12 protein-coding genes are annotated in these 21,276 nt (G+C 44.6%); 2 read left to right on the top strand and 10 right to left on the bottom strand.

The genetic code is table 11. The annotated features are described in order from the left end of the window. Positions 1–11: 11 nt before the first annotated feature. From DW183_RS09525 to DW183_RS09490, 8 genes are all read right to left on the bottom strand, one after another. Positions 12–1,829, bottom strand: coding sequence for a family 43 glycosylhydrolase (locus DW183_RS09525; RefSeq protein ID WP_118281765.1), 1,818 nt, complete (start codon positions 1,827–1,829; stop codon positions 12–14). Beyond that, positions 1,826–4,264, bottom strand: coding sequence for a glycoside hydrolase family 3 N-terminal domain-containing protein (locus DW183_RS09520; RefSeq protein ID WP_118281764.1), 2,439 nt, complete (start codon positions 4,262–4,264; stop codon positions 1,826–1,828). The genes DW183_RS09525 and DW183_RS09520 overlap by 4 nt, the downstream gene beginning before the upstream one ends. Beyond that, positions 4,242–6,791, bottom strand: coding sequence for an alpha-L-rhamnosidase (locus tag DW183_RS09515; RefSeq protein WP_118281763.1), 2,550 nt, complete (start codon positions 6,789–6,791; stop codon positions 4,242–4,244). The genes DW183_RS09520 and DW183_RS09515 overlap by 23 nt, the downstream gene beginning before the upstream one ends. A 13-nt stretch (positions 6,792–6,804) precedes the next feature. Then, positions 6,805–7,719 carry a carbohydrate ABC transporter permease gene (locus DW183_RS09510; protein ID WP_118281762.1) on the bottom strand — a complete coding sequence of 305 codons (915 nt, stop codon included), beginning with the start codon at positions 7,717–7,719 and terminating at the stop codon, positions 6,805–6,807. A gap of 13 nt (positions 7,720–7,732) precedes the next feature. Continuing rightward, positions 7,733–8,680 (bottom strand): ABC transporter permease, encoded by a 948-nt coding sequence (locus DW183_RS09505; RefSeq protein WP_118281761.1) that lies wholly within the window; start codon positions 8,678–8,680, stop codon positions 7,733–7,735. A gap of 83 nt (positions 8,681–8,763) precedes the next feature. Next, on the bottom strand, positions 8,764–11,076 hold the full coding sequence (locus tag DW183_RS09500; protein WP_118281760.1) for a GH36-type glycosyl hydrolase domain-containing protein: 2,313 nt from the start codon (positions 11,074–11,076) through the stop codon (positions 8,764–8,766). 13 nt (positions 11,077–11,089) lie between these two features. Next, the gene (locus DW183_RS09495; RefSeq protein ID WP_243069555.1) at positions 11,090–13,537 is read right to left on the bottom strand and encodes a hypothetical protein; all 2,448 of its coding nucleotides are present in this window, start codon (positions 13,535–13,537) and stop codon (positions 11,090–11,092) included. Between the two features lie 87 nt (positions 13,538–13,624). Further along, entirely contained in the window at positions 13,625–15,529 is a 1,905-nt protein-coding gene (locus DW183_RS09490; protein ID WP_147403379.1) for a hypothetical protein, read from the bottom strand. Positions 15,530–15,712: 183 nt separating this feature from the next. Here DW183_RS09490 and DW183_RS09485 point away from each other — a divergent pair, with 183 nt between their 5' ends. Further along, positions 15,713–16,897, top strand: coding sequence for a helix-turn-helix domain-containing protein (locus DW183_RS09485; RefSeq protein WP_118281758.1), 1,185 nt, complete (start codon positions 15,713–15,715; stop codon positions 16,895–16,897). A 20-nt stretch (positions 16,898–16,917) separates the two neighbouring features. Here the strand turns inward: DW183_RS09485 and DW183_RS09480 are convergent, their stop codons facing one another. Continuing rightward, positions 16,918–18,558 carry a GH35 family beta-galactosidase gene (locus DW183_RS09480; RefSeq protein ID WP_118281757.1) on the bottom strand — a complete coding sequence of 547 codons (1,641 nt, stop codon included), beginning with the start codon at positions 18,556–18,558 and terminating at the stop codon, positions 16,918–16,920. A gap of 161 nt (positions 18,559–18,719) precedes the next feature. Here DW183_RS09480 and DW183_RS09475 point away from each other — a divergent pair, with 161 nt between their 5' ends. Continuing rightward, on the top strand, positions 18,720–19,751 hold the full coding sequence (locus DW183_RS09475; RefSeq protein ID WP_158573063.1) for an AraC family transcriptional regulator: 1,032 nt from the start codon (positions 18,720–18,722) through the stop codon (positions 19,749–19,751). A 2-nt stretch (positions 19,752–19,753) separates the two neighbouring features. On the opposite strand, the gene DW183_RS09470 is transcribed toward DW183_RS09475, so the two are convergent. Beyond that, positions 19,754–21,232 (bottom strand): MFS transporter, encoded by a 1,479-nt coding sequence (locus DW183_RS09470; RefSeq protein WP_158573062.1) that lies wholly within the window; start codon positions 21,230–21,232, stop codon positions 19,754–19,756. Positions 21,233–21,276 lie beyond the last annotated feature (44 nt).

Raw genomic sequence — 21,276 nt, 5'->3', positions numbered from 1 at the left:
CGTTTTTACTATCATACCATAGGAAGGCAAATTTCTTTTCCATGCGTAATGCCATTTTTGTTAAAAGCATCCACTCTTACATAATAGGACTGCCCCTCTACGAGTGCTCCCACTTTATATGCCTGACATGCTCCCATAACCATACAACTATGATAAAGTTTTCCCGGTGCATGCCCCCATAAAATGTTATATCCACAAACGCTTTCATCTGAAACAGCAGATACTACCATATCTCTTGCATCGGTTTGTTCTACCTGAGCCCTCGCCATCTCCGGTCGTTTACCATCCCCGTTTCCAAAGACCCGTATTCCTGAGACACTCGGCAAAACATGATAAGGCACATCTATGATCGTCAATTTGATAAAACGCAGATCTATGCCATCTTCAAATACCACATAATCATGCGGAAGGTCTGTCTGGGCTTGCCGCTTATCCACCAAAACCGTCCAGTCCCTGCCATCCGCAGATCCCTCTAAGAGCCATCTTGTCGGATGTATATTGCAGTCTATATAACGTTCCATATCGGGTCCTGCCACCAGACTTCCCGGACAGTCTATCCTGTTTTCCATATCATCAGCAAAATTGATCTGCACCACATGCACATGATCACAGGTCTCCAGATCCAGACACAACCAAGGTTCTGCATCCAGTTCTTTTGCTTTCCACCATGTCTGCACATTTTCGTCCACAACCAATGCCGCCTCATGTCCCTTTTCACACCCGGAGGAAGTCACCTTCGCCCGGTAACTGAGCAGATACCACCTCGGATCTGCCCATGGATCCTTTTCTATATCTTCTATAATATAAGGCCAATCACCGTATCTTTGGTTGCAATAGAGATTTCCCACATCATCAAAGCCTGCCGGCCAAATGCCTACTCGTCTTTCAAATACATGATTCTTACTAATACGCATGGTTGCCGTATGCCACCACTGACCCCGGCGATCCTGCATGGTAGATCCATGTCCGGCTCCCGGCAGGAAGCCACCCGGCTTATACGAAAATGGATTATTCTCTGCTAAATGAAAAGGTCCCAACGGTGCATCCGCCACATAGACCCCATCCGCATAAACATTGAATTCCGCTCCCGGACAAGCATATTGTAAATAATATTTTCCGGCATGCTTTGTCATCCATGCACCCTCGATATAAGGCATTCCGGCATAGGTTGCCCGTATCATCGCCTTGTTGGCTTCCGGGATCTTATCTGCATCTTCTCCGCATTGATCTAAAAATTCCTGAAATAGGGCATCAATCTCAGCCTGACTCTTTGGTTCTTCACAATGATCTTCCCCAAAGCGCTCATAACCAATATGATATGGGTCACCAAAGATCAAATCTTTTTTCTGGCCCATAGGTTCCATGGTCGCAGGATCCAACTCTATCCCCCAGATAGGTGTCGCATTTGCGCATCCCCAGTAAAAATAGAGTCTGCCATCATCATCCTGGAACAGGTTCGGATCCCAATAATCCATATAGCCCGGTATTTCTTCATACGGCCCATGGATCGGATCCTTGGTGCGATAAAAACTACACTTTACATCCCGGCTAGATGCCGTAAAATACAGATACTCACCTATGGCACGCACATCCGGTGCATAGTCATAAATTGGCATATTTTCTGGCAAAGGATAACTATCCCAATGCGCCATGTCCTCAGAGACCCACACCGAACCTGTCATAGAAGCAAACAGATAATATTTGCCTTGAAACATAACCATCGAAGGATCTGCCGCCTCCCGGTTGACTGTCATTTTATACCGATCCCGTGGATCCTTTTTAAACTGATAAGCATAGGGTACATTTACCGGATTACAATATACTCTCATTTGACCTCTACCTTTCCATAGAAACTTCTGTCTCTGCCATCAATCCATGCATTTTCTGTGATCCGGATGCTATCCTTCAGACGGATATCTTTGCTGGAGGCTCCGATCAAAAGATCAATATCACCCTTTTCTATCTTCCACTTCATATCCTTATCTAAAAATGCAAGTTGAGACGGCGAAATGTGACAGATAATCTCCTTTTCTTCATGCGGTTGCAAAGGAATACGCTCAAAGGCTGCCAATTCCATGACCGGTCTGGTACGGGATGCAAATCGATCTGATACATAAATCTGCACCACTTCATCACCTGCACAGTCTGACACATTTTTTAAGAAAAAACTACATACAATGTCGCCCATGGTATCTACTTCTCTATTTTCTATATGCAGATCCCGATAATAAAACTCTGCATAACTTAAGCCATGTCCAAACGGATAGCGCGGACTATGCGACATATCCACATAATTTGCAAAGCCGATACTGCCACTCTGTGACTCCGCAGACCCCCACGGATGATTGTAATAAATAGGGATCTGTCCGCTTTTATATGCTACCGATACCGGCAAACGTCCCGCCGGATCATTCTCACCAAACAAGGTCTGCACAATCGCCTCCGCACCACACTCAGCACCATTCCATGCCTCAAGGATAGCATGCAATTTTTCATCGGCTATATCAGAAGAAATCGGTCTACCAAAGATATGGACACCCACAAGCGGCTTGCCTATTTCCGCTGCCTGTTCAATAAATGCATCCTGACACTCCGGAAGATTGATATCTGTTGCATCCACACCTTCTCCCATAGATGCCAGAGAGCAGGTGCCGTATTTTCCTCCCAGAGTAAGAATTGCCAGATCTGCCTGCCCGATTATCTGCAATGCCTCATCAAATCCTGATTGATCCTGACCGGCAATATCATAGCCCTTGGCATATACGATCTCGCAGGATGGTGCATACGCTTTCAAATATTCCAAAAGAGACGGACAGTCCGGTTTCTGGGTACGCAAAATAGCATCATACTCTTCCCCCTGATCCAACTGGATATCAGTCCCCGGAACCGTTGGAATAGTCTTACCGGTCGTATTTTCAATCCCGGCAACCCCTGCAATACTGTTCGCCACCGCATAAATAGATTCCATCATAGATATGTGCGTATAACCGCCAAAGAACATACGCGCATTATCCGCATGGGGACCAATCACAGCGATCTTTTTTATCTTATCTTTACGTAAAGGTAAAATACCGTCGTTCTTGAGCAGTGTCATGGATTCCATGGCTGACTGTCTGGTCAGCTGCTTTCCTTTATCCGCCTTCCGATAAACATTTTCCAGTTTGTCATCCATAAACGGGTAAGGATGTTCAAACAAACCCATGCGAAACTTGGCACAAAGGACACGATATACCGCCTGATCTAACACGCCAATATCCAATGCCTGATTTGCAAATCTTTCCTGTAATTCCTTGCCATAACCGGCAGGACTTGGCATTTCCACATCCATACCGGCAGCCAGTGCCATCTCCCCTGCATCTGCCATACTTTCACCAATACGCTGATAATTATGGCTATTTTCTATGCCACCATAATCACTGATGCACAGACCATCAAATCCCATCTGTTCCCGCAACAAGTCTGTCAAAAGTTTATGGGAAAGAGAAGCCGGCTCTCCATCAATGGAGCAATAGCAAGGCATGATTCCTCTTAATCCAGCTTCCTTGATCGCCGCCTGAAAAGGTTTTCCATATATTTCCTGTAAAAGTCTTTCGGGTGTATCACTATGGGTTCCATGGATTCCACCTTGCGAGTTATGAAATGCCAAAAAGTGCTTCGCCACACTTTCCGCCTGTCTGCCATCTACACTTGCTTCCTGAATTCCTTTGGTATAGGCTACCCCCATGGCACTTGCAAGAGCAGGATCCTCTCCATAACTTTCTCCCTGCCGACCCATGCGGGAATCCCTAGATATATCCAGAACCGGCGCCAGAATATGGGTAATACCACAAGCCAATTCCTGCTCGGCTACACAAGATCCTATTTGTTCTTCCAGATCCGGATCAAAAGATGCCCCTCTGGCAATACCGGACGGAAAACTGGTCGCCTCCTGGATAAAAGCTCCGCAAAGTCCCTCCATGTGAAAAATCGCAGGAATATGATGCGGGCTCTTTTCCATAACCAGCGTCTGCACATCTTTTACCCACTGCGCCGCGCCTTGTAAGGTCGGTATGCGCCGCATTTCCAAGGTACTGACCTCGCCGATACCATAAGGCACTCTCTCAGCGATCCATGCAAGATCCATGGCTTTTTTATCGAATGGGAAAACACAGTTGACCTGTGCCATCTTTTCTTCCAGCGACATATCCAAAAGCAGGTCTTTTGCCCTTTCTTCTACAGATCTCGTTTCATCCAAATAAATTTTATTCTTTCCATGTAAACTCATAATTTCCGTTCTCCACCATCTCAATTTCTTTATTTGCCAGTACCACCCGACAACTTGTCCCCACCGGAACCTGCACTTGCAGATCATACAGATCATCCTCCCGCTTTTCCCAGCGCACACGGATGATCCCATAAGGGCACCTGTGCCAGCATTCAGCAAAAGTAAGATCGCCGCCCACCAATGGTTGTACCCGGAACCGGCGATAGCCTGCCTCCTCGGCTTCCAGACCGCACACCCTGCGGTAGAGAAAATCTCCGACAGCGCCATATGCATAATGGTTCATGGATCCTTCTTTTATCTCACCGGATTCTGTAATAATGTCCCACTGCTCCCATGTCGTTGTGGCACCTTTTCGGATCTGATATAGCCATGACGGATTGGTGTCCTCCAGTAAAAGTTTGTATGCCTCTTTTACATAACCATGATCCGCAAGCGCAAACAATAAATAAGGTGTTGCCGTAAATCCTGTCTTCAGATGTCCACCATCCGCCTGGATACACTTCCACAGTTCTTCTACCATTGTCTGATTGACCTTCTCAGCCTTTGCCAAGGAAAAATATAAAGGCAAGACATAGCCCGTCTGAAAAGCCTCCGTGTCCGGCATTTGCCCCTTGCCCTGCATAAACTTATCTATATAAGTGTCTGCTACTTTCTCGCCTAATCTCCGGTATTCATCCGCATCCCGGTCTTTTCCCAGAATCCGTGCAATTTTTTCCATATAATCACAGGCATGCGCATAATAGGCAGTTCCCGTCCATTTTCCTTTTGCAAGCCAGTCCGGCAGGCTGCCATAAGGTGCACACCAGTCACCAAATTGAAATGGGAGGGAAAATACATAAGGTGTCTTGTTGGCAAGAAGCCCCATATTAGCCCACCTGCGGACATCCTTCATGTATTTTTTCATGACCGGATACATTTCTTCCAAAATCCGCACATTTCCACTATAGCGATACAATTCGTATGGAACGATAATACAGGCATCTCCCCAGCAACTGGTCGTCATGCTCGGTGTGATACCTTTTCTAACGGGAACAACAAAAGGAATGGATCCCGTTTTTCCCTGCTCTGCCTTCATGTCCTTCAGCCATTTCATCAAAAAGTGATCCATGGCAAAATTAAAACATGCGGTAGAAGCAAACAAAGCAATATCTCCTGTCCAGCCCTGCCGCTCATCGCGTTGCGGACAATCTGTCGGAATATCCACCAAGTTACTTTTTCCGCTCCATACGATATTGTTCTGTAATTGGTTCAGATCCTCATTGGAACAGGAAAAACCGCCATCTCCCAGAAGATCGGAATAAACCGCCTGTACCTCTATCTGCATCTGTTCCGGCCGGATGCCTTTGACAGCAATATAACGAAATCCCATATAGGTAAAACGCGGCGAATATGTCTGTTCTCCATCCTTGCAGTGATATTCTATGATCTGCTTGGCAGAACGAAGATTTTGCACATAAAGATCATCACCATCCAGAACTTCCGCATGACGGATGGTAATGACATCTCCTGCTTTTGCCTGCACCGTCATTCTTATGACTCCTGCTAAATTCTGTCCAAAGTCATATAAAAATTCTCCATCCCTGGTCTGTCCGATATACTTTCCCGCAAAGATCTCATGTCCCAAAACAGGCTCTCCATAGCGAACCTGAATAGTTGGTTTTTCTTTCAACTGTGTGTTTTCTGCCTTTTTCCATGCGTAGACAGCACGGCTTGGATCTGCCTCATAAATCTCACCATCATAGAAATCTGCAAAAAGGTATGTCCCGCTTTGCGCCACTTCAAAGGACGCATCGGTACCGACACATTCACTTGTTCCATCCATGTATTCCACAAAAACGTCAGATAAAAAAGCCTGCCTGTCTGCCATCAAAAGAGATCTGCTCTTATTGGTATCCTGTATATAGGTAGACCGTCCCACTGCCCAGCCAGCGGCGACGATCGCCCGCAACTCATAAGTGCCCGGCTGGATATTTTCCAATGGGTAGATACCATATTGTAAATGATGATCATAATCCGTAAATCCCGGTGCAAAGTATTCTGTATTGATCCGTTTTCCATCCCAATACAGATCATAGATCCCTATGGCTGTTGCCATAACTTTCAAGGATCTTACCGGCTTTTGCAAAATGATCTTTTTGCGAAATTCCAGAGGTCTCGGTGATAAGGGTGACGTATTAATGATCGATGGATCCGTGATCCAATTCCCCTTCCAAGGTAGCTCCATGCGACCTGTTTCAAAGGTCGCATGGGCTTCTGTATGGTTACCGTCTGTCGTTTTTACCTGCACACGGATCGTATATGTCTGCATCGGCAGGAGTTCTTCTCCCCCATAGATAACATAGGCGATTTCGTCTATTTCCTCCTGCCATCCATTTAAGGAAATACATGCCTTCTCTACACGAATCTTTTGTTCATCACTTTCCATGCAAAATCCAAGCACTGGCTTTGACTGATCCGTATAATAAATGGTATCCTTCCTTTCCAATAAAGAACGATAGTCGATCGTAATATCACTAATTTTAATCATATTTTCCTATCCTTTATTCTTTCACGGCTCCCATCAGAGATCCTTTTTGTAACTGTTTTTGTGCAAATGGCATTGCGATAAGTACCGGCAAAGTGGCAATGATGATCACACAGTAAGATACCAGATAACGGTTCCAATCCGGTGATGTTGCTGTAGTAAGTGTCGCATTATCTGCCACGATCTGCTTGATCCACAATTGTAAAGGCCACAAATTCTTATCACTTGGAACATAAAGCATTGCATTGAACCATGCATTCCAAGAAATGATCGCTGTGTTGATCATGGTTACCGTTACCAGTCCCATAGCCTGCGGAAGCAGAATACGGAACATGATGGTAAAATGTCCTGCCCCGTCCAACTCGGCTGCTTCGATCGTTGATTTTGGCACCTGTTTGAATGCATTCAGGGTCAAAATGATAAACATGGCATTGGTACAGTCCGGCAGGATCATAGACCATACGGTTCCGGTCATCCCCAGATTCCGGATGACCATATAGGTCGGTACCGTTCCACCATTAAACATAAGGGAAATAATGATAAAGAGCATCATAATCCCGGATGCCTTTGGCTTACGATAGATCACATAAGCTGCGATCACATTTAATACCAAACCGACCAGGACATTGCCCACCACATATAAAATGGTATAGGCATAACTCTTGATAATCGCCATATCATCATAAGATAAAGTCTTAATATATCCGTCCCAGTTTGGTTTTCCGTCCGCTGTTACCCATTTCCATAAGACTCCGTTGTGTGCCAGGAGTAAATTGCCATCGGACAAAGACGCCATCAGGGTATGCCACATCGGAATAATTGCCAATGCCATGCAAGCCAATAAGATAATCCCGATAATGACGTCTGCTACCCTCTCTCCAAGGCTCGGGTGTACGACCATTCCTTCTTTGTATTTCGGTTTTCTAGCCATCTCTCATTCCTCCTTAGAACAGCGACATTTTCGTTGCTTTTTCAGACATTTTGTTACCAAAGATCAGTAACAGGGTTCCGATAATAGACTGCAACAAACCGGATGCTGTTGATAAACTAAAGTCATTTCCTGAAGAAAATGCCATTCGATAGGTGTATGTACTCAGGCAATCTGAAAATTCATAAGTTGTCGGCATATACAAAAGCAATACCTTATCAAATCCTGTCATAAATACCAATCCAATCTGCATGGTAAACATCATAACAACCAGTGGCACAATACTTGGGATTGTGATATTCCATAAGCGCTGCCATCTGCTTGCTCCATCAATACAGGCTGCTTCATAGAGATTCTGGTCAATGCCATTGATGGCTGCTATGTAAACAATAGCTCCATAGCCTGCCCCCTGCCAAATGCCAAGGAAACAGTTAATGAACCAGAACACCGGTGAATTGACTGCCAGCCAGTTCTGGTTTGGAAGTCCAAACATAGTCAGGAACATGGTGATGGCTCCACCTTCTTTTAAAAACTCCTTTGCCAAAGTACACACAACGACCGGTGCAACAAAATATGGCATATATGTGATGGTCTGTACCACACGGGATCTTCTTTTATTTCTGACCTGACTGATCAGAAGTCCCAGGATAACCGGAATGATAAATCCCAATGTCAGATTCAATAGTGCCATATAGACCGTGTTGCGAAAAGCATAACCAAATTGTGCCCCCGCAAACAGTTCCTGAAATTTATCCAGTCCGACCCACGGACTGTCGAATAAGCCTTTCGCGACTTTATAATCCTGAAATGCCATCAAAATCCCCACCATCGGAATATATTTGAAGATCAAGAGAAATGTAAATGGGATCAAGAAGATCAGATAAAGCACTCCATTTTTCTTCAGATCATATTTCCATGTGTTTTTCGGGTTATACGTCGCCGATTTAGATTTTGTTTTTGCCATAGAACCTTCCTCCTTGTTTCTGCTTATACTTTATCATAGGCATCATTCTATGTATTATGTTTTTCATTTTCTGATTGTAAATATCATTTTCCGCACAGGGTAACCTGTACATCATGCACCTTGTTGTCCTGCATATCCGGAAGGATATTGCCTGTAATCTCCTGGCCATCCATAAGAATATGTGCTACTCCCTGCTCCAGATGCATAGGATTATGGATGCAGATCCGATAATCTGCATCGCGGAAATGCCGCACTACCGTCGCCTCATTCCAATCTGACGGAAAACACGGTGCGATCCTTAAACCTTCGTAAGTTCTCTGTAAACCCATGATTCCTTCATAAATACTGCGCAAAGCCCATGCCGATGTACCTGTCGTCCATGACCAGTAGGATTTTCCATAATATCCCGGGTGCGTAGCGTAGCAATTTGTAAACACATATGGTTCTGCCCCGGAATTGCTGGATGGGTTTTGCTCACTATCCGGCATGATCTTTTTCAAAGTACGGATTGCCTTATTGGCGCGTCCCAATTTACAATCCATAAAAATCTTAAAACTGGTCGCATGGCAATATACACCGCCATTTTCAAACAAGCCCGGAAGCATACCGGACATACGCCCTACATTTGGTGAATATTTTTCATAGGCTGGCATATTCAGTGGAAAGCCGAAATCTCCTTCCATGCCATCCACGGAAGCAACCACATCTGCCATACGCTCCGGCGGTACAATCTCTGCCAGCACCGCCCATGTCTGCGCGTTGAGATAAATCTTGCTCCCATCGCTATCCTTTGAACCAATATTTTCCACCTGACTGAGGGCACGCATATACCATTTGCCATCCCACGCATAGGTGTTGATCGCCTGTGCCAATTTTTCATATTCCTGTCGCAAAAAGACGGCATATTCCTCATTGCCGATATAATGCATCAAGGCTTCCATCTCCAGCAGTGCCATACAGAACTGTTCCGACAGCATCACGCTTTCTGCCTCCGGATCGGTCGTGATATTTAAGGCATCGTTCCAATCTGCAAAATAGATCTTGACCAGACCGTGCTTTCCTTTATCACGGATCAGACAGGATACCGCTGCGCGCAGATGCTCCATGACCGTTGCCTGACCGCCATCCTGCCAAGAGATCTTTTGTTCCAGGAGAGAAAGATCCCCCGTTTCCTTGAGCAGTTCGCACACTGCCCATATGATCCAGAACGGCTGATCCGAATAGCGGGTATCATCATATGGATACCATGTCAAGACAGCATGACCATTCTGAAACTGATGGCGTAAACATTCTAAGATCTCTTCTTTTGCCTTTTCCTGCCGGTAATTCAAAAGTCCTACCGCAATCTGCAAATTGTCTCGAACTCCTTTCTTACCGACAATGCAGCAATCCACCTGCTTTTTGATCCACTCTTTCATGATATGGTTCACTTTTGCATCCGGGGTTTCCAGTATAAGGGAACTGTACTTATCCACATTATAGGCGATCGCCTTTTGCAGACTGTCCTCCACAGCCTTTTTCTCTTTGTACTGTCTGCCCACAGAAATGGCTTCTTCTACGGATTCGCTCACTCCCATGACCATATAAATTTCTTTACTTTCACCCGGCGCAAGGACGATCTTATGTTGCAGGACTGCCCCTAGGACAAATAAGGCCGCCTCGGAATTACTGCAATCCAGTCCCTTCACAACAATGTCCGGACGTTGAAAAAGTGCATATGCCGACGCATCTAACTTAGTGATCGTTCCTACGCCGCCGCAAAACTTTGAAAGATCTCCGTCAAAAGCAAAGACCGGTTCCGACGAGGCAAGGAATGCGTTATACCGCTTATGCGGAGCAAAAGGATGATCGGAAGAACAGTAAATCCCATTCAGATCCCTATCAAAATGTGTTTCCATGCATCGATAATTTTCATAATATCTGGGATAGGAAAAGCCTTCCAGTTCAAAACTGGTCGCCTCAAAAACACTCAATTTTCTTGTCCGCTGGCTCTCATTTTTTATGCGTATCCGCCAAACCTCGTGATAAGCATCCTTCGGCACATACAGGCACCAGCAAGATGTGATCTGATCCACCTGAGAAGACAACTCTGTATATCCCAGATGATGCGTGCATTTGAAATTTTCCACTTCTTCATTGAGCGGTGCCGCACCTATATTCCAACTCTGCATAGACTCATCATCACGGATATAAACATAGCGTGCATCATTATTATTCAGCATACACATATCCGCTTTCTCATTCAGGTAATAACTTCGTCCATGCCCATTCTGGGAAATCTGCGCACAGTAGCCTTTCTCACTCCAAAGATAATTAAACCAATAGCGTGGCAGTTTGGGCTGATAGATCACGCAGGCTTTTTCATCTTCCGAAAATTCATATAATTTATCTTCCATATATTACCTCTTTCTAATCCATCCACAGATGATAAAATACACTGGCTACATTTCCCGGCAAGTCAAAGACAACCTGACCATTTTTCGCTGCTTTCTCCACAGAAGAGATCACATTGCCCTCAGTATCTAAAAACTCCAGGACTGCCTTATTCTGTGCCTTTATGATCATGCTTCCCTCTAAGGTCTCCGCATATAACTTTCCGTTCATTGTGATACAAGTCATCGTGATACCCGGTGCATACTCCGGTCCGTCTGAGATCACGTTATCATCATTGCCACATCGTCCAAACGCAGAAATCACAAATTCATTGGCATCTGCCAGCTTCATTTTGTCCCTTTCCTCTTGATATAGCGGCATGACGGAGAGTGAGATTCGGTCATTGCATGCCTTGACCAGAATACGATCATCCAGCACAATATTTTCTTCTGGCGCACCACTAAAGTATGCGGCATACGGTGTATGTACCTCAAATCTTGCATATGCCGGATCGAAACAGATCTCTCCTGTTGCCGAAATCAATTTTCCATCCACCAGACCTGTATCCTCCGGGATTAGTTTCCAACACTTCATTGCCTGATCCAGTTTCTCTGCAAACTCTGTATAATCTCCCATACCTGCCATCTGACGGATATCTCTAATGACAAGATTTTTTTCGTCCAGATAAATCTTGGCATCCTCTTCCATGCAGCCTTTACTAGCCTTAGGAAGTCGCTGGTCATCCGGGAATCTTCGAAAAGCATCCCTATCCTTTGACCATGCAAACTGCACAGCATGCTTTGCTTCAGATAAATCTGCAGTATTAAAGTAGCCCGCATTGATCGCAAGATCCGCATCTCCCCGATATTTATGCCCATTTTCCACAAATGCCGCACGCAGACCGGTAATATATGGTGCGATCAGATTGACCATGGCGTACCAATTTGGCAATGTCTCCAAATCCTCCATGGAAAAGACCTGCTCTACTTTGACATTGCTTTTGGCTACCAATCCCTTCAAAAACACATTTGCCATGAACCCCCACTGGCACATAACTGCCGGGTCATTATAGCAATCAAAGACATCATGGATCTCATCATCCGGTTGGTTGTCCTTGTCCGATGTATGATGATTATAGAGGATCAGACCATCCCAATCATTCAAACAAGCGTAGGCGATCATCTGCACAAAAGAAGTCGACCGGAACGGATGTAATCCATAATCATTCCATTCCGTAATCATAAATGGTTTCCCTTCGACACAGGACACAGATCCCAGTGATAAAAGCGTTGTTGCCATCTGTCCAATATATTTTTGTACCGTGAGCGGATTCACTGATACACTTTCCGAGGGCCGCCCCGTCATAAATGTCCTTCCATAGACCGGCAGGATCGGGTGATTAAAATACGTATTATTCTCCATGAAATCACCGTCAATATGTCCATAGACATCCGCGGCACCCGCGATCAGATTGCTGGCAGCAATCGGTACTTTGACTCCCAGAGAGAGCAGATAATTTTTATATTCCCGGTAAAAACGTCGATTGGACCAAAGTCCAAATTCCATATAATCTGCATAACGCGCCGGGCTGACATCGCCTGCCCAGTCATCCCATGCATTGTTGGTTGGCTGGTAAAAAGATCCCCGCACCATCTTAACCGTATTCTTTGCCGGATCCTCATCCTCGCGCAGGGCACATACTCCATCACTGGTCCATGCTCTTGCCAGTTTTTCCCGGTTGTCATACTTCATCAATAGGAAATAATTAAAGCGCCTTTGTACCTCTTCCATATAAGGCAATAACTGTGGATTCTGGTCTACTTCATCAATACCTTTGATCGCCGAATCCTCATTATTCATCTGCACGACAGCTACCGCCGGATCATCCTTATAGGCAAACCCTGTATAAGGATTGACGTGGCAAAGAAACTTCTTTGCATAGTCTCTTTGCAGATCGATCAGACGCTGGTTAAACATAGGAAAACACTTGATACAAGGAACCATATCTCCCGGATATTCCAGTCCGTCTCCAGCTAGAAATTGGCGGGCAATCAGAAGATCAAAATGCAGATAAATGCCTTTTTCCTTTAATTTAGCTGCCAGATAATCAAAACGATCCAGACCTTCCGGGTTAAACTCTATGCTGGACCCCTCACTATATTTTAGGAGAGGTGCCTCTTTACAACTGCTCCAGGTGCACTCCTCCTGACCGATCGGTGCATCTGCTGCATGCATGCGGATGATATTTACTCCCATGCTTGCAAAGTGGTCTGCCAATTTTTCTGCCAGTTCGTGACTCGGTGTGTTGGATCTCGCTGCAATGTTAAACCCCAAAAAACGTGCTCGTGTACCATCTTCAAAATAGAAATGGTCATCTTTTATCTGCAAAAATCCATGTTTGCCCGCAGGCGCATCCAGTAAATGTGAAAAATCCAAGACTCCCTTGTTGACTTGTGTCTTAGAAAGTTTGATATGCTGCTTCATGTTTTTCTCCTTTTTCCTGAAATTTTGGTATAAAAAGACCGCCATACCGGTATGACGGTCTTAAATATCCTATAAGGCAATATCTTTTTATTTTGCTTTGTCAATCTGTTTCTGCAAGAGTTCGCAAACGCTGGATGGATCATTTGCTTCCATACCTGCTACATATTCATCCCATGTCTTTTCTCCACGGATTACCTGCGGCAGATTCTGGCTCATATAATCTCTAACTGTAGTCTGCATTGTACTCCATGTCTGTGAATCATCCGAATTTAATAAGGATGCATAATCAGATGCACTTCCGGTATCTTCATACTTGGTCCATAATTCATATGCATGCTTTAACACTGCGGATTCGTCTTGCTCTATGGTATAGTCATCTGTATTACCATTCAGCTGCAATCCTACACACATTCTGGTTGCAGTCACAGCACCACCTACAGCATCGTCAAGTGGGATCAGTTGGGTATAAAGCGGCTTTCCATCATCCCCTGTTGTCAATTCATAACTGCCCTTGTATCCATATTCTTCATATAAGTTTGGATCCAACTTGGTTTCGCTGATCTGCTCTTCTGTCAGTCCCAGGTTTGTAAGCAAAGCGCCTTCCATTGTGTAAGTCCAATCAAAGAAGGTAAACAGTGTTGCTAAATCCTTATCCTCACATTTGTTGGTAACACCAAGTGCTGCTGCCTTTCTGCTGTCATGATACATGCAGTCAGGATCTTTAAATTTCTGTGCATCGCTACCGTAAGTATCATTGATTGGAAGTGGTGCAGCCATTGCATAGGCATCTTCCTTATCTGACTCATCCATGCAGGTATCACGGATCACAGAACCTAAAGCGGTTCCTGTGTAAGCAGACCAAAGACCTACCTTACCCTGACTAACGCCTGTGGTATTGATCATATAGAAGATATCTGTTCTGGTATAGAACTGCTTATCCAACCATCCCTGATCGTACCAATTCTGCATACATTCTGTGTATGTCTTAAAGTTTTCAGAAGTTCCGTCATACTCTACCGTTCCATCATTGATGTAATAGTAGCCGTTACCACCACCAAAAGAAGAAACCAGATCGCCTAAGGTACTATTTCCCATATAAGAAATAGAAATGTCATAAGCATCATCCCAGCCTCTTTCTGCGATTGCCTTGTCAAATGCTTCAAACATCCACTCCCAGTCGCTGATGGTCAGAGGATCTGATGTACCACTTGGGAAGATAACATTATCTTCATAGGTATTGTCCGGATCATCTCCATCGCTTGCGCTAAAGGAAGTCACTTCATTTTTCTTCCATCCGGTCAGATTGTTCTGTTTCTTTGCCTCAGAAAGAGGTGTTACTTCCGGATGACCATTTTTCTTTACTGTATCGCTATCCCAATCCCATACATAATCGGTCGGTGTAGCATACTTTACGATCCAGTCACGACGATACATATAGCCCTGCCAAGGATCTCTAACGGAATCGCCCAACATACAGATCTGATAATAATGTGTCTTGCCTTCATCATCTGTTGATGTGCAAAGCATCTTGAGTTCCGGGTTCTGCTCCAGATATGCAACATAATTTGGCATATATTTTTCTACATATTCTGTGATATCCATAAGGATTCCGTCATCTGCCAAGGCTTCTGCATTTTCAGATGAAACCGTAAGATCCAAAAGATCAGGATAATCACCTGTGGAGAGCAGTGTATTAAAGTTATCTGATTCTGATCCGGCAACCGGCACCTGAAAATCAAAATCCAGGCTCTCACCATCGCCAATACCACCATTTTCCGTATCCCATGTCTGCGCCTCTATGTACTGTACTGCTGCGGAATCGTTGTAATCCGTATAATACTTGCCCGCGCCATCTGTCTGAAAGATCCACATTGAGAAATGATCCGGATCATTCGATTTGCTACTCGATTTACCACATCCGGTAAAAACCCCTGCTACCATGGTTGCAGCAAGTGCTACCGATAGCATTCTCTTCCAAGTTATTTTCTTCATAAAAACCTCCTAAAATTGTAGATTCCATTTTCGCGCGCTTGTCATCTTTTTGATGATACAAGAATATCATAGGATTTTTATTCAATATTGCGCTTTTCATTTTGTTATTATGATTTTCATTATTGATTTTTCTTTTTTTTTCATTTAAACTGACTTTAAAATCATGATCGGAGGATATATTTTATGGATTATCTTAATTTTTGTAAAAGTTATTTTTCTGCCACAAGTATTCCTGTCAATCTTTTAGACAATGTGAACATACTTTATTCTTCCGTACGGACAGTAACCAATATTCCTCAATATAATGACTATTATGTCCCGGATGATCTTCCAAACTTCCCCTGTTTTAGTCACTATGATCCTTCGATCGAGTATGGCATTGTCCGCGTCCAAGACACTTCCATACACATCGTGATTGGTCCCGTGTTCGAGACTGAGATCACACCTGAGATCCTAAATGCCTTCCTTCGTGAAAATAAAATCCCATTCTCTGAAAGAGATAAGATCCAGGATTTTTTATGCTCTATCCCGCGTATGAACCAATTACAATTAGCCAAGCACTTAATTTTTCTTCATCAGGCAATCAATAATGAAACCTGTGAATTATCACACTTTTTTCCGGATTATACCCCGTCAGCAGATGACATGGCGACCAATACCAGATCCAATATCGGAGACGAAGCCAAAGAATATTTCAATACCTATTCCAACGAACTGCGACTTTATGAAATTATTAAAATGGGAAATGAGGAGGAATTAGAAAGTTATTTAAATCAGATTCCATTGAGTATTCTGGCAAAGCCTATGGCAACATCGGCGCTGCGCCAGGCAAAAAATATGTTCATTAGCACCATCACCAATATCGTTATGATCGGAGCCATTCCCGGCGGTGTTTCAACAGAAGTTGCATTTGAATTGATGGGACAATATGTGCAGGAATGTGAAAAACTCCAATCTATCCACGAGATTGAGACTCTACGCTACAATATGCTGGTTAAATTCTGCCAACTTTCCGGCAAGAGCCACATCCCACTTGGGGTATCCAGTGATGTATTCAATAGCATGAATTTTATTCGCAGCCATACAAACGAACCGATCACCGTAACAGATGTTGCAGATAATATCGAACGCAGCACTTCCTATGTTACAAATTGTTTCCGTAAAGAACTGGGTATTTCTCCGGGTGCCTACATTTCACGTTGTAAATTGGAAGAAGCCAAGAGCCTTTTAATGTATACCAACATGTCTTTGACGGAGATCAGCAATTATCTCTGCTACTCCAGTCAAAGTTATTTTCAAAATGCCTTTAAGAAAAAATTTCAGTTGACCCCATTGCAGTATCGAAAAAAAATGCAACGGATCAACTGAAATCCTCTGTTTTTCATATTTTATTTATAAGCAAATACCTTCAATTTCACCAGAGTATAGTCATTGTAGCAGAAACGGGATGCCTCATCGCCATTCAAACGACGACCGGCTTTCCACTGTCCATCTACAAATTTGCCTTCTTCCAGTGCGATGATGTCATAGTTTGGTTTTTCCGGGTTTGCAGAAAATGGCGTGATCATGCAGCCATTCGCCAGGATATAATAGGTATCTTCCTCTGCCTTCAATATCAAGCACACACCGTCTTTTCTTGTCACAAGCGGTATGTTCATCATGACCTTGAAGCCAAAGCCGCCAAACATCATGGTGTCATTTTCCGGATCACTATTTGCCATCATTCCGGCAAAGCCCTTAGACGGATCGCTCGGCGTCATATCCATTTTTTCGGAGATCACCGCCTGCAAATCGTTTGTGCCATAAGCTTCTGTCAGAAGCGGCATCATGTCATTTAAGGTTGATGCACACCAACGATAGTCCTCGACATTCTGTGGCGTCTGTAAGAGCGGATCGGATACGTCCACCCCAAACAGATAGGCAGAAATATCATTAAAAGGCTGCCCCATATCCTCAAAGCCAAACGGCGCAAAACAGGTTGCATGATAATGGCCGATCGTATAGATCAGACGCGGTGCGCAATGTGAATGTGTCGCTGTCTCCGGGATAAAGAGCGGATTGTCCATCTTGGTGTAGGTATCACAGATCTCGGTAAAGTTTGGCACATAGATATCCGGAGAGATCACATCGATCGACGGTGCTGCGTAGCGCCATACCTCCATGACCTTGGCTACCGGTCCACCGGTCGGATATTTTCCCGCTTCCTCGCCCTTATCCAGCCAGCAGTTTGCAGAAAACGGCAGGTCATATACTGCCTTGCCTGCGGCAGCCACTTTCTCCACATAAGATGCCACATAGTATGCAGTAAAGATCTCTCCGGCACATGCTCCAAAGACCTGCTCCCAGTTTCCGGCATGAGCGCCATTTTCCACGGCTTCCCTGACACCGGTCTCCATGCTGTCTGTATGAGCCTTCATATAAGAAACAAATTCTGCCGGAACATCCTCTGCATATTTCGCATCAGCAAAATCGGAATGTTCCCGGTCAGATCCCTGCATACCGGTCTCGTTTTCTACCTGCATGCCGATCACGGTACCCACGTTTTCATCGACTTCCTTGATATGTGCCATAAGATGAGCAAAAGCATTCGCATCAGCCTTCACTGTCTCCTCACCAAAAGCGGAAAGCGTCGTATATTCCATGCCGTAAAATGCCATCAGTCTGGTCTTATTCTTGCCCTTTTCCATCTGGGCTCTCGGGAATCGCACCATATCTTTTTTCACCCATTCCGGCGCATACATACACTGGGCATTCTTCCATGTACCAAACCAAAGGAAGATCAGATGCATTTTTCTTTCTCTCGCCTGGTTGATAAGTGTATCAACTAATGTGAAATCAAATTGTCCTTCCACCGGTTCTGTCAGTTCCCATGTCACAGGGAGCAGTAAGGTATTTAAGCCTTCCTCTTCTGCCTTATCCCATACGCCCTGCATATAGGCGGCATCGGATGAACTGGAGTTGTGTGACTCTCCGGCGATTGCGATAAAAGGTTTTCCATCTACGGTAAATACGGTTCTTTTACTTGTCATAATCCTATCTATCCTTTCTATTTTACTTTGTTTATGATGACTCCTATCCTAACCTCATTTTCCATCGATTGTAATTTCCAATGACGCACACTCTGTCGCTTTTCACTTACCAAATCCGACATGGTATTTTCTTTTTTTCTCCGGCATGTTATACTTTCCCCATGAATATTACAGAATTACTCTCAAAAACAGTTGAAAAAAGCACGGTAGATCAGCCTGTCGTCAATTCTTACGCCGAGCATCAGGCATTTTTAGATACGACTTACCATTTCCAAAATTCTCCGCGCCGCCTGACCTACGACCTGGTCACCTTGACCGGCTGGCACACCAGTCCCCGGTCTAAGCAGGAGTTTTTCTATGCCACGATCTCTGCACCGGACGCTTACACTTTTTTGATTCCTTTTGAAAACGGTATGCGCTGTGACCTCCATGCACATACACATATTGAACTCATCTACATTGTCGAGGGGTCTTTGCGCATCCATATCGAAGATCAGGATGTCAGCCTTTCACAGGGAGAAATGCTTTTGATCTCTGCCGGTGTCATGCACGGAGAATATCTTCTCGCCAGAGACTGCACCATCCTGTGTCTGGATGTGGACGATTCTTTCTTTGATCAATATATTGGCGCCGACCGCCGCACCGACTATATGCAGGCACTCCGAAAACTTCTCAACCAAAAAAGAAGCGAATATCTCTATATCCGCTTCTCTCCTTTTGATCAGACACCTCTGACCTATCATGCTTTTTATACCATATTGGAAGAACTGATCGCCTGCCGCCCCGGCAAAAAACATATCATCGTCGGCTATGTCGAGCGCATCATTGACCTTTTAACACAGGAATTTCGTATGCAGGTCATGACCGAAGATACCAAGGCATGGCACAATGCCCTGCTTTCTGATATCAAGCAGTACATCAATACCCATCTTGCCACTGTGTCAGTATCTGCCGTTGCCAATGCCTTTCACTATAGCCCGGACTATCTGAACCGTCTTTTTCGCGGGGCAGAAGATATTACCCTCTCTGCCTACATACAGGAGATCCGGCTTGCCAAAGCCATGCAGTTTTTACACACGACAGACCGATCCATTGCCTCCATTGCCGAGGCTGTCGGCTACCATAATCAGGGCTTCTTTTACCGAAAGTTCAAGGAACGCTACGGTCTGCTGCCGGGGGATATACGAAGGTGATCCTACTCCGTCTTTCCCAACTCCTTGCAGATACGGTCATATTCTTCCTCATCCAACTTGTAATGCTTCTTATAGAGAAAATAAGAAAGTAGCATCAAAATGCCCGGCACGATGGACATAAAAATCAAAAGCCCCATAGCCTGCTGATTGGTCACATGAGAAAGCACTGCGTCGATCTGGGACAACTTGCTTGCCTCTGTGATCAGGTTCTGATTGCACTGCTGCTCTAATTCTGAAATCTGGTTGGTATAATCGGTAACCCCCAGCAAAATATATGCGGCTGATGTGACCGCTACAATGATGGCTCCACCCAGTTTGGTGATAAAAGGACGTAGGGATGTGATGATGCCTTCATCACGCGAACCAAATTTGAGTTCGTTGTACTCGACCGTATTCATAATAGAGATCATCATGATCAGATAGTAGCAATACTGTCCGAAATTACAGAGCATATAGCCGATCATAAGCACCACAAACTTGCCCATGCCCTTGCCCGGCATCAGCCCGGAGGCAAAGATCATGACATACCCGATGGTTGCGATCACAGCCATATAGCCCATGAGTTTCTTACGATGGATATGGCGTGAAATGGTCGGATAAAAGATCATCAAAAATGCCGTAACCGACATACCGACGGTCGTAAACAAAGAATAAAGTCCACCTTCATATCCATAGATAGAATAAATATAAGTCGAACCGATACCGCCCACGATCAATCCATTGCCGATCTGCTGGATCAAAAAGATGACTGCTACCCAGATCAACTGATCGTTCCGAAAGATCGCATGTACCAGTTTCTTGAAACTGAACTTCTCTTTTGCCTTATTCTCCTGCGCCGTATCGCGGTGCTCCTTAGTACCAAAAATGGTGATACAAAGAAAAAGCGGTGCTAAGATACCGATCACCAGCGCAATCCTACCGTATGCGTAAGCAGCGTTACCGCCAATGGTATTCTTGCCTGTCGTAAAAAGCGGTATCAGGATCGTTGCCGCCGTACCACCAATACCGGCAAAAAGCGTAGCTCTCGAGGCAAACTGGTTTCTCGCATCTGCATCGGAGGACAGCGCCGGAACCATGCCCCAATAAGAAATATCGTTCATGGTATAGGTAATACTAAAGGCAAAATACATGACACCAAAAAATACCACGAACTTCCAGCCCTGCAACTGCACATTAAACATCAGATAAATAACCACCGAGGTCGATAAAATGCCTGCCAAAAGCCATGGCTTGAACTTACCATATTTACTTCTGGTGCACTCGATGATATTGCCCATGATCGGATCGTTAAAGGCATCAAAGACACGCGCTCCGATCATAATACCGGTGATGGCGGTCAACTGCGCTGCCGTCAGCGAATGGGTAAACAAGACAAAGGTCAAAAGATAACTGTTAATCAGTGCGTAAACCGCATCACGTCCCATCGTTCCCAGCGGATAAGTGATCAAATTCCGCTTTCTGAGTTTTTCTTCATTCTCCATAAAAAATACCCCTTTCCTACTCTCCATATTATATGTGTATATTC

The sequence above is a fragment of the Roseburia sp. AM16-25 genome (genome assembly GCF_003473825.1).
Taxonomy (GTDB): Bacteria; Bacillota; Clostridia; order Lachnospirales; family Lachnospiraceae; genus Pararoseburia; species Pararoseburia lenta.
The sequence above is the reverse complement of the archived record's forward strand: the minus strand, read 5'-3'. Positions and strand labels throughout refer to the sequence as shown.

What these genes read in the sequence shown, in the direction of transcription:
- DW183_RS09525 (WP_118281765.1), bottom strand. Translation starts at nt 1,829, where the DNA reads ATGAGAGTATATTGTAATCCGGTAAATGTACCCTATGCTTATCAGTTT.
- DW183_RS09520 (WP_118281764.1), bottom strand. Translation starts at nt 4,264, where the DNA reads ATGAGTTTACATGGAAAGAATAAAATTTATTTGGATGAAACGAGATCT.
- DW183_RS09515 (WP_118281763.1), bottom strand. Translation starts at nt 6,791, where the DNA reads ATGATTAAAATTAGTGATATTACGATCGACTATCGTTCTTTATTGGAA.
- DW183_RS09510 (WP_118281762.1), bottom strand. Translation starts at nt 7,719, where the DNA reads ATGGCTAGAAAACCGAAATACAAAGAAGGAATGGTCGTACACCCGAGC.
- DW183_RS09505 (WP_118281761.1), bottom strand. Translation starts at nt 8,680, where the DNA reads ATGGCAAAAACAAAATCTAAATCGGCGACGTATAACCCGAAAAACACA.
- DW183_RS09500 (WP_118281760.1), bottom strand. Translation starts at nt 11,076, where the DNA reads ATGGAAGATAAATTATATGAATTTTCGGAAGATGAAAAAGCCTGCGTG.
- DW183_RS09495 (WP_243069555.1), bottom strand. Translation starts at nt 13,537, where the DNA reads ATGAAGCAGCATATCAAACTTTCTAAGACACAAGTCAACAAGGGAGTC.
- DW183_RS09490 (WP_147403379.1), bottom strand. Translation starts at nt 15,529, where the DNA reads ATGAAGAAAATAACTTGGAAGAGAATGCTATCGGTAGCACTTGCTGCA.
- DW183_RS09485 (WP_118281758.1), top strand. Translation starts at nt 15,713, where the DNA reads ATGGATTATCTTAATTTTTGTAAAAGTTATTTTTCTGCCACAAGTATT.
- DW183_RS09480 (WP_118281757.1), bottom strand. Translation starts at nt 18,558, where the DNA reads ATGACAAGTAAAAGAACCGTATTTACCGTAGATGGAAAACCTTTTATC.
- DW183_RS09475 (WP_158573063.1), top strand. Translation starts at nt 18,720, where the DNA reads ATGAATATTACAGAATTACTCTCAAAAACAGTTGAAAAAAGCACGGTA.
- DW183_RS09470 (WP_158573062.1), bottom strand. Translation starts at nt 21,232, where the DNA reads ATGGAGAATGAAGAAAAACTCAGAAAGCGGAATTTGATCACTTATCCG.